9 protein-coding genes are annotated in these 13213 nt (G+C 47.7%); 6 read left to right on the top strand and 3 right to left on the bottom strand.

Annotated elements, in window-relative coordinates; translation table 11 throughout:
- Positions 1–29 precede the first annotated feature (29 nt).
- From A3860_RS03765 to A3860_RS03745, 4 genes are all read left to right on the top strand, one after another.
- Positions 30–803, top strand: coding sequence for a cupin domain-containing protein (locus tag A3860_RS03765; RefSeq protein ID WP_081145220.1), 774 nt, complete (start codon positions 30–32; stop codon positions 801–803).
- Positions 804–1093: 290 nt separating this feature from the next.
- Entirely contained in the window at positions 1094–2449 is a 1356-nt protein-coding gene (locus A3860_RS03755; RefSeq protein WP_081145218.1) for a Gfo/Idh/MocA family protein, read from the top strand.
- 139 nt (positions 2450–2588) lie between these two features.
- Positions 2589–3644, top strand: a complete 1056-nt coding sequence (locus A3860_RS03750) for a DUF6807 domain-containing protein (RefSeq protein ID WP_081145217.1) — start codon at positions 2589–2591, stop codon at positions 3642–3644.
- Positions 3645–4087: 443 nt separating this feature from the next.
- Positions 4088–6688, top strand: a complete 2601-nt coding sequence (locus A3860_RS03745) for a sensor histidine kinase (protein ID WP_158085129.1) — start codon at positions 4088–4090, stop codon at positions 6686–6688.
- Between the two features lies 1 nt (position 6689).
- Here A3860_RS03745 and A3860_RS03740 read toward each other — a convergent pair whose 3' ends face one another.
- Positions 6690–8288, bottom strand: a complete 1599-nt coding sequence (locus A3860_RS03740) for a Na+/H+ antiporter (protein WP_081145215.1) — start codon at positions 8286–8288, stop codon at positions 6690–6692.
- A 109-nt stretch (positions 8289–8397) separates the two neighbouring features.
- Between A3860_RS03740 and A3860_RS03735 the strand changes: the two genes are divergently transcribed.
- Entirely contained in the window at positions 8398–9501 is a 1104-nt protein-coding gene (locus A3860_RS03735) for an AI-2E family transporter (RefSeq protein WP_081145214.1), read from the top strand.
- 180 nt (positions 9502–9681) lie between these two features.
- On the opposite strand, the gene A3860_RS03730 is transcribed toward A3860_RS03735, so the two are convergent.
- Positions 9682–10266 (bottom strand): TetR/AcrR family transcriptional regulator, encoded by a 585-nt coding sequence (locus A3860_RS03730; RefSeq protein WP_081145213.1) that lies wholly within the window; start codon positions 10264–10266, stop codon positions 9682–9684.
- A 41-nt stretch (positions 10267–10307) separates the two neighbouring features.
- Positions 10308–11057: an SDR family oxidoreductase gene (locus A3860_RS03725; protein ID WP_081145212.1), complete on the bottom strand. Its 750-nt coding sequence runs from the start codon at positions 11055–11057 to the stop codon at positions 10308–10310.
- Between the two features lie 297 nt (positions 11058–11354).
- On the opposite strand from A3860_RS03725, the gene A3860_RS03715 reads away from it, so the two are divergent.
- Positions 11355–13181, top strand: a complete 1827-nt coding sequence (locus tag A3860_RS03715; protein WP_081145210.1) for an ABC transporter ATP-binding protein — start codon at positions 11355–11357, stop codon at positions 13179–13181.
- Positions 13182–13213: the final 32 nt, after the last annotated feature.

The following is a 13213-nucleotide window of genomic DNA, read 5'->3' as shown; positions in this document are numbered from 1 at the left end:
TTATAACAAAACGATGTTATGTTTACGCCATGAAGTCTACCTTGCTGAGTATTATGGTTTTAGCGTGCCTTTTTGCCAGGGCGCAACCACCAACATCAATAACCTCGAAAGTATTTGCCTGGAAAGACCTGATCGTACAAAAGGATTCCAGCACTTATTTCATGAAAATGGCCAATGGGCCTACGGCTACTTTAGCTAATCTTGAAATGCGGGTTGTTGAGCTGGACCCCGGCCGCATGCCGTACCCACCCCGGGTGCATCCCGATGTGGAAGAGCTCATCATTGTAAAAGAAGGAAACCTGAAAGTGACGGCCATTGGCAATACCACCATCATTGGGCCCGGTGGCGTGGCGCTCATTATGCCGGGCGATGAACACAGTTTTGAAAATACGGGTAAGGTGTTGACCGTGTACTATATTTTGCGGTTCAAAACAAACACGCCCATCAATGCAGAGCGTGGCAAAGGAGCGGGTGGCTCATTCGCCGGCGACTGGGATAACTGGTCGGTTCAGCCAACTGAAAAAGGCGAAAGAAGAGAAGTGTTCGACCGGTTCACGGCCGCGTTTCAAAAAATGGAATTGCATGTTACTTCATTGAATCCCGGGCAGGTAAGCCACGCACCGCATAAACATCCGCAGGAAGAAATTATTCTCATTCGCAAAGGAAATGCCCTGGCACTCATAGGTGACGGAACGCAAACCGCTACCGGCGGCGACCTTATTTTCTTTTCCTCAAATACCCTGCATTCGCTCAAGAATACCAGTACAGAACCCCTTGAATATTTTGCTTTGCAGTTTCAATAGTTTCCGGTTGCCTGTTCCCGGTTACCAGAACCTTATTGCGGAAAGCCCGCCTGTAATCAGCCTGCTTATAATTTGTGCCCCGGTAACTGGTACCCGGTAACTGGTACCCGGCAACTGGTAACTTCCTCATGCAACCTGCAACTGTTAATTTGCGTCTTGCAACCTGTAACGGTATTAACCTATAATAACAATAAACTCATTAATATATTCCTGTTGTTTTTTAATGAAAAAAATCTCATTGTTCTACTTAATTTTAATGCTTTCCAATCAACCAATTTAACAAAGCCGATATGAAAAATTCTCGTCGCCGGTTTATACAGCAAACTACCATGGCCTCAGCCGGACTGTTAGCTGCAAAGGCCGGATTTTCTGCACAAAGTTATAGAAGGATCCTGGGTTCAAATGATAGGGTACGGGTAGGCGTAGTTGGTTTTAGTGACCGGCATCGCTCCACGCACATGCCTTGTTTTATGAACCATTACAAAGAACTGAATTTTGATATTGTGGCGGTATCGGATATCTGGAATAAGAGAAGGGAAGAGGGCGCTGCCCAATGGAAAGAAAAAATGGGCCATGATATTGTGGCCTGCCGCAATAACGAAGAACTATACAGCAAGAAACTGGTAGATGCCGTATTCATCAGCACGGCCGATTTTCAACATGCCCTGCACGCCATTGAAGCCGTAAAGGCCGGTTGCGATGCCTATGTTGAAAAACCATTTGCCGAAACCATGGAAGATAACCGCGCTGCCCTGAAGGCCATCAAGGCCACCGACCGCATTGTACAGATCGGTTCACAGCGCAGAAGCGGTTCCAACTACCATGCCGCCAATGACTTTATTAAATCGGGCAAATTCGGCCCCATTACCATGGTAGAACTTACCTGGAATGTAAACCAGCCGGGGCGCTGGCGCAGGCCCGCATTGCTGAAAGAAATAAAAGAAGAAGATACCGATTGGAAACGCTACCTCATGAACCGGCCGTATGAACCATTCGATCCGCGTAAATACCTCGAGTATCGTTTGTTCTGGCCTTATTCTTCAGGTTTGCCCGGTCAGTGGATGAGCCATCAGATCGATACGGTGCATTGGTTCAGCGGCATTGAGCACCCGCGCAGTGTGGTGGCCAATGGCGGCATATACATGTGGAAAGATGGCCGTAAGAACTGGGACACCATCACGGCTGTTTTTGATTACGGTCCGTTAAACGATGCTTCAACCGGCTTTCAGGTGGTATTTGGCAGCCGTATGCATAATGGTGATGAACGGCCTTCTGAAGTGTATTATTCAAATGGCGGTGAGCTCAACCTCATTACCAATACCGTTTCGCCCAAAGGCGGGTTGACAAAGAGATTTGCCGATGAAATGGGTATGCAGCCCAACCTGTTGCCCGAGCAGAGCTTATCTGCGGTAGAGCCTGTTATTGCCAGCGCCAATACCGGTGGCGATAAACTAACCAGCAACCACGTACGCAACTGGATGGAATGCATCCGCAGCCGCAAACAACCCAATGCGCCTGTTGAAGCAGGTTACAGTCACTCTATAGCCACCATCATGACCAATGCAGCTGTTCACTCAGGCATGAAGGCTACGTTCGATGAAAAAACACAGGAAGTAATGGTAGGTGGAAAGGTATTTAAATATTAAGTTTACCTTAGGAGAAAATTAAGCGATTTCGGGATTTCGGGATTTTGAGATTTTATAAAAAGGCTAAAGCAAATTGAAATCTCAAAATCGCTACATCTCAAAATCAGAAATCCATCAAAAACCATTTTTAATACCTTTTATGAAACAAGCTTTTCTTTGGGTTACCGGTTGCTTCATTGGATCCGTATCCTTTGCCCAGAAAAAAGAAACGGTAAAGCTGGTAACTGAAAAAGACCAGAGCACCATCAATGTATTTATCGGTTCAAACCTGTTCACCCGTTTTATATTTCCCGATAGCCTGGCGAAGCCGGTACTATACCCGATCTTTTCGGCCAATGGCGCCATGCTTACCCGTGGTTATCCCTATTTCCCCATGGCTGGCGATCCTACCGATCATCCGCATCATGTGGGCCTGTGGTTCAATTTTGAAAATGTGAACGGCCTCGATTTCTGGAATAATTCCTTTGCGATCCCCGCTTCCAGAAAAAGCATGTACGGATCGATCAAAACCGATCGCATTATCAAAAAAGAAGACGGGGCCAAAGGCATCCTGGCCTATCATGCCAACTGGGTAAACAGCAAGAACGACGTACTGCTCGAAGAAACCACGCAATATGAATTCAGCGGCGCAGGGAACCAGCGCATCGTTGACCGTATCACCGTACTGAAAGCAGTACAGGATGTACTGTTCACCGATGCCAAAGATGGGTTGCTGGGTTTGCGGGTAGCGCATGAATTACAGATCAGCAGCAAAAAAGATCAGTTGTTCAACGATGATAAAGGAAATGTTACAGTCGTAAAAGGGAATACCGATGCGGTGGCCACCGGTAATTACCTTACCAGCGCCGGTAAGGAAGGCGACAGCGCCTGGAGCACGAGAGGGGTTTGGTGCAAGATGTATGGAAAAATGAAGAACGACAGCATCAGTATCGCCATCATCGATCACCCCGGCAACGTCAATTATCCCACTTTCTGGCATGCGCGGGGCTATGGCCTGTTTGCCGCCAACCCGTTGGGCGAAAAAGTATTCACCAATGGTAATGCTGCCAAAAACCTGCACCTGAAACCAGGCGAAAGCGTGCGTTTTGTTTACCGCATCGTTTTTGACCAGGGAACTACCACCCTGTCGCCTGCCCAGTTGAACCAGCTGGCCGATGATTTTAGCAAAACAAAATTTAAAGAAATCGGGAAGTAAGCGAACCAACGATTTTCAATAAAAAGTAAAACGGACAATTCATGGTAAAATGGGTTGTCCGTTTTTATTTGTTCTGAGCGAAGTCGAAGAATTTAACTGCAATATTTATCAGCAATTTGATCCGGGCCAGGAAATTGCCAAAAACCCTTTTGAAATTAAATAAAACCCCTACCGGGCATAATAATTTCTGTTTTGATAGATAAGAAAATAGTAAATTTATTCAAACACCATTCCCGATAGCCTTTTTACTACACTGATCATTGATCCTGTATTCATTAACCTCCTGTACTTTAACCTCATTATCCCGGTATTCGTGAAATCATCAATTCAACCTGTTCCTGAAAAAGCATGCCTTAGTATTTGTACCTGAAGAGTTATTAATTCATAATTTTTAAGCTGGTCCGCCAACTGGCGGAGTGACCAGGGTTGGTAAAATGGGTGATATGCGAGTACATTCAAAAGCAAAACGGGAAAAAAAGCCTGCGACGGCCAGGGCTGCCAGTTTACTATTCAATCCGGTTTTCAATAACCTGGATGTAGGGATCCTGATACTGGACTGCAAAGGGTATTACATTGATATGAATGACACGTATTGCCAAATGATCGGCTTCGATCGAAGCGAGTTGATCGGCAATCATTTTTTAACCGTTGTACCCGAAATGCAAAAAGACTTTGTGCAGCGCTCCTTTAATGAGGATATTACTTCAGGCGCTCCCCGTAAGATCACTGAATTTGCTGTACAACGAAAAGACGGCCATGTATTCGTGGCCAATTGCAGTGTAACTATAATTACCGAACCGGATGGGTTCCGGTATATGACGGTTTGCATGACCGATGTCACAGCAACCACCAACTACAAGCACCTGCTCGAAGAAACCGAGCTGGCGGCGGGCATTGGCGGCTGGCAGCTCGATGTGCAAACCAACCAGTTGTCATGCACTGAAGGCATGTACAAGTTGCTTGAGCGGCCCAAAACCAAAACGATCACCTGGTACGATCTGCTCAACTTTGTTGGTAAGGAAGCTTATCAGCAATTTAAATGGGCTGTGCACCAGGCTATTCAAAAAGGCACCCCTTTTAACCTTGATCTGGATTGCTGTACAGGTACGCCCCATAAAAAATGGGTGCGGGCCATTGGCCGCCCCAAACAGGCGCTCAACAAGACCATACAACTGTTTGGCACCTTTCAGGATATTACCCAGCATAAGCAGGCCGAGCAAATGATTTACCTGAACCAGGAAAAATACCGGTCCATTGCCAACAGCAGCCTGTATGCTTTTATTTTGGGTAAACCCGATGGCACCATCCTGGAAGTAAATAAGAATGCAGTCGAATTGTTTGGTTATACCGAGGAGGAATTCAAAAAGCTGGGGCGTACAAAGTTGGTGGTTCATGACGAAGAGTTCCTGAAGCTAATGGAAGAACGGGCGAAAAAAGGGTTTATACAGGGCGAACAGATAAGTATTAAAAAGAATGGTGAACATTTTCCCAGTGAATTTTCATCGGTCTCATTCAAAGACCTGAACGGGGAAGAACGGATGAGTACGATCATCAGGGACATAACCGCCAAAAAGCAGACAGAGGAAGAGTTGAAAAAGTTATCGCATGTGGCCCGCGAAACCCTGTGCCCCATTGTGCTTACCGATGTAAAAAGAAGGATCGTATGGATCAATGATGCGTTTACCAAAATAACAGAATACACCCTCGAGGAAGTGTTGGGCAGAAGGCCCGAAGATTTTTTGTATGGGGAAGGTACCGACCGCAATACCATTAAAAGGGTGATCGAGAATAAGAATGCCGGCCGCACGTTTGAAATTGATATGATGATCTATGCCAAATCGGGCCGCAAGGTATGGCTTACCATGCAGGCACAACCGCAGTTCGATAATGAGGGGAATATTGCCGGTTATTTTGCCATTGGCATTGATAGTACCGAACGCATAAAGTCGGAAGAGCAAATGCTGCGCAACCAGCGTTTACTGCAACAGGCAGAACGCATCGCTTCGTTAGGCAGTTGGGAAACCGATCTGGCAACGGGCGCTACCATTTGGTCAGATGAGCTGTTCCGCATCTTTGGCCTGGAACCCACTGATGCGGCGCCTACGATGGACCAGCGTCTTGATGTTGTTCATCCCGATGACAGGGAATATGTATTGGCCACAATGAAAGCTGTGACCGAAGGTAAAGGCGAATTTGATCTGGAGTTCAGAAGCCTTCGACCCAATGGGGACATCAGGGTCATTCATTCGCAGGGCCAGGTGGTCAAAAATCACCTTGGTGAATCGGAGAAACTGATAGGGGTGGTGCATGATATCACCAATCAGAAACAGGCCGAGGAACAATTGCGGAACCAGGAGGCCCAAATGGTGGAAGAAAAAGTGAACCACCAGCGGCAGATCACCCGCGCCACTATTAATATCCAGGAAAAAGAACGCTCCGAAATAGGCAAGGAACTGCACGATAATGTAAACCAGATCCTGGCTTCGGCCAAACTGTTCCTGTCGTCGCCTTTTATTGAAAGCGAAGAACGGGAGTATTTCATGAATAAGGCCACCGAACATATTCATATGGCCATAGAAGAAATTCGCAAGCTGTCAAAATCACTGGTATCGCCCAGCGCTGCCGACCTGGGTATTATTGAAACCATCAATGATATGATCGGGGATATCAGGAGTGCGCAAAAAATGGAAGTATGTTTCAATCATGGCGGCATCGATGAATCAAAGCTCGACAATGGGTTGAAGCTTACCATTTACCGCATTGTGCAGGAACAAATGAGCAATATCCTGAAATATGCAGAGGCCTCAAAAGTAGGGATCACCATAAAAGAACAGGGTAAAAAGATCTCGCTCTCCATCAACGATAACGGCAAAGGCTTCGACCTCGCTGCAAAACGCAAGGGCATTGGTTTAAGTAACATCTTTAACCGCGCCGATGTGTTCAACGGGAAGGTCAATATTCGAACGGCGCCGGGGAAGGGCTGCACCGTAACGGTTGTGTTTGATAAGAACCAGGGACCGGGCTCAGAATTTCTGGTCCTCTAGGCTATCTTCTCAGTCTTGCTTCTTCCAGGTCCAGTTCCCATTCACGTTCCTTTATCAGCTCTTCGCTGAATGTATTGTTGTGCCTGAAATGATTGAGCTCGCGGCGGCGTACATCTATCAGCTCCAGCAACATTTGCCGGTAATGCGGCAAAAACGACGTTCCTTCATCCTTAGTTGACGGGGCATCCAGTTTTTGCTGGGTGATCTCTATCATGCGGGCATACCGGTCGCGCACCCGTTTATACGTTTCATTCGTTCCTATTTCTTTCTCATACCTTTCATCAATATGCGCCAGTACGGCATTGGCCAACCGTAACCGCATATCGAGCGCCTGCATGGTCTCTTTTTCTGTTGGGTCGCCTTTTATTTTCAACAGCCTGATCACCGGTTTCAGGCTCAGGCCCTGCAATACCAGCGTGAACAGGATCACCACAAAGGTGATGAACAAAATAAGATTGCGGTGCGGAAAGGCGCGTTCATTGGCCAGCGTTAACGGAACCGCCAGCGCAGAAGCCAGCGATACCACGCCGCGCATCCCGCTCCAGCCTATCAGCAATATATTGCGCCAGCCCGGATCGGGTTCTTTTGCCCGGATGCTTTTAAACAGCATACGCGGTACATAGGCGCCGGGAAAAACCCAGATGATGCGAATGAGGATGGTGACCACGCTGATGATAATGGCATAGGAGATGGCTTCGCCCACTGAATAATTTTCCATACCGCGAATGATCCCGGGCAACTGCAGGCCTATCAGTATAAATACAAATCCATTCAACAGGAACACCAGCGTATCCCACAGGCCCAGCACCTGTATGCGGGCATCATAACTGAAAAGGTCGGGCGAACGGTAGGTGAGGAACAGGCCGCCGCTTACTACCGCCAGCACGCCCGAAACATGAAAATGTTCGGCCGTAATGTACATGATGTAGGGGGTAATAAGGGTGAAGGCGGCATCGATGGCGGGTGTAGTGGGGAAGAACCGGTGAATGGCATATACCACATGCGCAATTACGAGACCAATCAATATGCCCATGCCTGCTACCACAAAAAAAGTGCGGGTGGCTTCCCACATATGGAACTGGCCCGTCATTACGGCGGCCAGCGCAAACCGGAATACGATCAAACTCGCGGCATCATTTACCAGGCTTTCGCCTTCGAGTATGGTAAGGGCTCTTTTGGGCACTTTCAATCCCTGTAATACCGACGTGGCTGCAATGGCATCGGGCGGTGAAATAATACCGCCCAGCAAAAAACCGGCTGCCAGCGAAAAACCGGGGATCATGAGCTGGCAGGCAAAGGCAACGGCGGCAGAAGTGAAGATGACCAGGCCAAACCCCAGCAGGCTGATGGGGCGTTTCAACCGCCAGAAATCATTCCAGCTGGTGTTCCAGGCCGCCGCGTACAACAGCGGGGGCAAAAAAATAAGGAATACCAGGTCGGGGTTCAGCGAAACAGGGGGAATACCGGGTATAAGACTGATAAGCAGGCCGCTTATTACGAGGAAGATAGGATAAGCTATTTTCAATTTGCCACTGATCATCGTAAGAATGCTGATGGCAAATAACAAGGAAAGGATCAGTAATAGGTTGTCCTGGATCATATCCGGCAAATCTACATTGGTGTAGCCAAATTGCCATAAACCAGGTCAGTAACAGCGGCCCGGGAATTGTATTACAATAAGGAACAGGCGTACTGTTGCCCTAAAAATTATGAATACCACCGGTAAAACCCCGTTTGTAATTGTTGCAGCCCTGGGGATCACAGGGTTGTTCATTTTCTTTTATATTTTATATATAGGTAGTGGCATCATTTTGCCCGTGATATATGCCGCCATCATGGCCGTTTTACTGAACCCGTTGGTGAACCGGTTATGCCGGCACCGTATAAACCGGGTACTGGCCATAGGCATCGCAGTTATCTTATTGTTACTCCTGTTTTTCGGGCTCATGTATTTCGTTATTGACCAGTCATTGCGGTTTGCCGACAGTTTGCCGGTGCTGCAGCAAAAGCTCAATATGTTGTTACAGCAGTTTACCCAATGGGCATCGCGAACATTCAGGGTCAGTGGTGATAAAGTTGATAAATACATAGTTGATACCGAGAACCGGCAGCTGAATGCCTCCGCCGCTATCCTGGGCCAAACCCTCATCACGGCTACGGCTGTGCTGAAGCTGTTTTTTCTGATACCCGTTTATGTGTTCATGTTCCTTTTTTATAAACCCCTGCTGCTCGATTTTTTTTCGCGGGTCTTTCGCCGCGAAAGCCATGAAACGGTGGGGGAAGTACTGTACGAAACCAAAACCCTTATTCAAAGTTACCTGGTGGGGTTGTTGCTGGAGGCGGCCATTGTAGCGGCGCTGAATGGCATTGGTTTGTTATTGTTGGGGATCGATTATGCCCTGCTGCTCGCCATTATAGGGGCCCTGCTGAATATTATTCCCTATATAGGCGGTATTGTTGCCGTGGTATTACCGGTGTTGATCGCCTACACCACCAAATCGCCGGTATATGTGCTGTGGGTACTGGCGTTGTATATGGCGGTTCAGTTTATCGATAACCATTATATAATGCCGCGCATTGTAGCCTCCAAAGTGCGCATCAATGCGTTGGTGTCCATTGTGGTGGTCTTTATTGGCGGCGCTATCTGGGGCGTTGCGGGCATGTTCCTCGCGGTGCCGCTTACCGCCATCCTGAAAGTTATTTTTGATAGAATTACGCCGCTCAACCCCTGGGGATTTTTATTGGGCGATACCATGCCGCCCATCGGGAAGATCATTTTTAAATCACCGCCTGAAAGTAAGAAAAAGCCATAAGCATAAAACCTGATCAGTTGATAAATGTTTCAGTTTCCGGTTACCGGTATCCGGTTACCAGGCCCTTATTGCAAGCATGCCGGAAAATCCCCGGCCTGCCATTGATTTATGGCCCGGTAACTGGTACCTGGTAACTGGTACCTGGTAACTGGTACCTGGTAACTGGTACCTGGTAACCCTTTATTCATCCAGAACAGAGAGTGCGAGTTTTGTGATCTCACGCAGGGCATCTGCATCGGGCCGGCTTGTACCGGTTACGCGCAGTCCCATTAAACTGCTGTATAAATGACGGCCCAGCGCTTTGGGCGTGAATTTTTTGGAGATCTCACCTTTTGCCTGCCCCTCTTTTACCAGCGAACTGAACACCTGTTCCATTTCTTCCATGTTCGATACGGCCACTGCGGCCACCTCCTTGTCAACTGCCCCCAGCTCCATGGTCACATTGATCATTAAACAGCCTTTGCATTCCTTATCGGCCAGTATATCTTTGATGGTATAATCAAAAATATACCTGATCTTTTTCTTCGGGCTGTCTGTACGGGCGCATTGTTTTTCGAGGTCGCCCTGTTGCGAACCACGGTAATGGTTAAGGCTTTTCAGGAACAGGCCATGTTTGTCGCCAAACGTATCGTAGATGCTCGAACGGCTTAACCCCGTGGCCTGCACCAGGTCGTCCATTGAAGTGCCATTGTATCCTTTTTCACTGAAAAGCTCCTTTGCTTTCATCAACACTTCCGTTTCGTTGAACTGTTTTTTCTTTGGCATCGGGCGTATTTGGAATTTGCGTTCCAAAATTACCACAAATTTTACAAAGTGATCATGCCGCCATCTGCGATGAGCTCGGCGCCCAGTACGAAGGAAGAATCGTCTGAAGCGAAGAAGGTGGCAACTTTGGCAATTTCGGCCGGCTCGCCAAAGCGGCCGATGGGCACCTGGCCTTGTATGGAAGTTTTAAGGCCGTCTATCTGTTCAGCTGGTATGCCCATTTTCCCGAATATGGGGGTGGTTACCGGGCCCGGACTAATAGCATTTACCCGAATGCGGCGGGGCAATAATTCTGCTGAGAGGGTGCGCGTTAAGGTGAGCAGGGCTGCCTTGGTGGCCGAATACACGCTCGAAGTGGCCATACCCATATGTGCACTGATGGATGTATTCAGAATAATGGAGCCGCCATCTTTAATTAAAGGCAACAATTCCTGAATGGTGAAATAAGCGCCCTTTACATTGGTGTTGAATTGTTCGTCGAAATGTTCTTCGGTAACCGCTTCAATAGGCGCAAACTTGCCAATACCGGCATTGATAAACACTACATCGAGCTGCGGCGTTATCTGCTGTACCTGTTTGGCCAGCGAGCGAATTTCGCCCAGGTTACTGGTGTTCGAAAGAATGGTATGCACTTTTCCGTTCAATTCTTTTTTGGCCTCGTTCAACGAAGCCTGGCTGCGGCCGGTAATGATAACGGTGGCGCCCTGTTCCAGGAATTCTTTGGCGGTGGCAAAACCTATTCCGCTGTTGCCGCCGGTAATAAGGGCGGTCTTATTTTGTAATCGACTCATGACTGTTAAATTGTTTAGGTAATGATATTGGAATGATCATTCCGGAACAAAGGTATAGGTATTGGAACGAATGTTCCAAATAAAATTTTAGCTATTAACAAATTCACAGCAAAACAGGCCTGGTGAACTTTTTTCCGTAAATTATGTTCACATCAGTATAAACACACATTTCAGGCCTGAAACGTTCTTTGTCAAAATTTTCATTATAATATAAATTGCAATGAAAATCTTTACCCCCGCTTGTCGGGAGTAAGTTCCCCGGCGGGGCGGGCACCAGGTCAAAACACACATTTCCGCATGAAGAACTATAAGAATATGTTTGGCGTTGCCATCAAATCAATTGATTTTGCCTGGCAAACCAACCGGCGATTGATGATCATGATCATGCTGTTCCATATTTTCCAGGGGGCAGTGGTATATCTACAGTTCACCAGTTTTTCTTCCATAGTCGATGAGATCATTAAAATAAAACAGGGGCATGGGCGAACCAGTGAGTTGGTAACACAGTCGGTAGTGCTGGGGCTGTCATTTTTGCTGCCATTGATGGTAGGCAACATCAATACGCATTACCGCATGATCTTCCGCATGCAGCAAAGTGTCCGGCTCGAGATGTATAAAATTGAGCGGCAGGGTAAACTGGATATCGGCACTATTGAAAGCAGTTCGTACCAGAACCTGTTGCGCAGCGCCCAGGAGTGGGGCAATGGCAGCGTACTGAACCTGCAGGATTTCTTTTTTAACTCCGCTACCAATTTTGCCAGCATCATAACCTCTATCAGTATCCTGTGGTCGCTGAACCACTGGCTGGTGGTTTTTGCGGTGCTGGCGGCGGCGCCGGTATATTTCTTTTACAAGAAGTACAGCATGGAGGTGTTCCGCATCCGGTATTTTTCGATCAACGATCAGCGCATCATCAATAACCGCATCTCACATTTTGAAGAATTGCAAAAAGCGGTGGATGTCATCCTGCTCAAGCTGCAAACCTGGCTCAAAGACCAGATCAGGGACCATAAAATGTCGTATAACAACAAGATCATTGCCGCCGAACGCAAGAAAGCCATTTCTTACAGCATCATGAGCCTTTGGTATCTGCTGTTCCTGTTTGCGGCCATTGGCCTTATGACGCGGGAGGCCCTCACCGGCGGTATTGCAGTGGGCGGTTTGCTGCTGGCGTTCAGCACCTATACCCGGTTCTACCAAACTATTAACGGGTACATTGAAAGCATTGGCTACGCCGAAGAAGCATCGCGGTATGCGGCGCGCTGGTTCGAGTTGTTTGCGCTGCAACCCCGCATTGTATCAAAAGAGAATGCCGTGCGCATTGCCTTTAAAGAACCGCCGTTGATCGAATTTGATAATGTATCGTTCCGCTATCCCAATGAAGAAGGCGAAACGCCCTTTGTACTTCAGCATATTTCCTTTACCATAAAGCCGGGCGAAAAAGTGGCCATCGTTGGCGTGAACGGTTCAGGCAAAACCACCCTCATCAAATTGCTTTGCCGCATTTATGATCCTACCGAAGGGAATATTTATGTGAATGGCATTAATTTAAAAGATATTCACCTCGAAGACTGGCAAAGCGCCCTCGGTATTTTGTTCCAGGATTTTCCGGTGTACAACCTCACCATCCGCGAATCAATTGGGGTGGGGCGTATTGAGGATAATGGCCAGCTGCCGGCGCAAAAAGAAGAGCGGCTGCAACGGGCGGCGCAGTATTCAGGGGCCGATGATTTTATAAAAGATTATGATCAGCTTATCTGGAAAGAATTTGCCGGTGGTATCGATCTGTCGAAGGGCCAGCACCAGCGCCTGGCTGTTGCCCGCATGTTTTACCGCAATGCGGCCGTCACCATTCTCGATGAACCCACGGCTTCCATCGATGCGGTAACGGAAGAAAAGATCTTCAGTACGCTTGAGCAGAATTTGCAGGGCAATACCGTCATCCTCATCACGCACCGGTTCAGTACCGTAAAAAATGCCGATCAGATCATTTTGCTCGAGCATGGCCGCATCATTGAATACGGTTCGCACCGGGAGCTGATGCTGCTCGATAAACAATATGCCGCGTTGTACAACATGCAGGCAAAAAGGTATTTAGAGAGTGAAGAGGTGAGGGATAGATAAAGGGTTGAAAGGTGAATGAAGAATGTTGCTGT

The organism is Niastella vici (genome assembly GCF_002077945.1).
GTDB classification, from domain to species: domain Bacteria; phylum Bacteroidota; class Bacteroidia; order Chitinophagales; family Chitinophagaceae; genus Niastella; species Niastella vici.
Note: the sequence above shows the minus strand (reverse complement) of the source record. Positions and strands in the feature narration are given on the sequence as shown.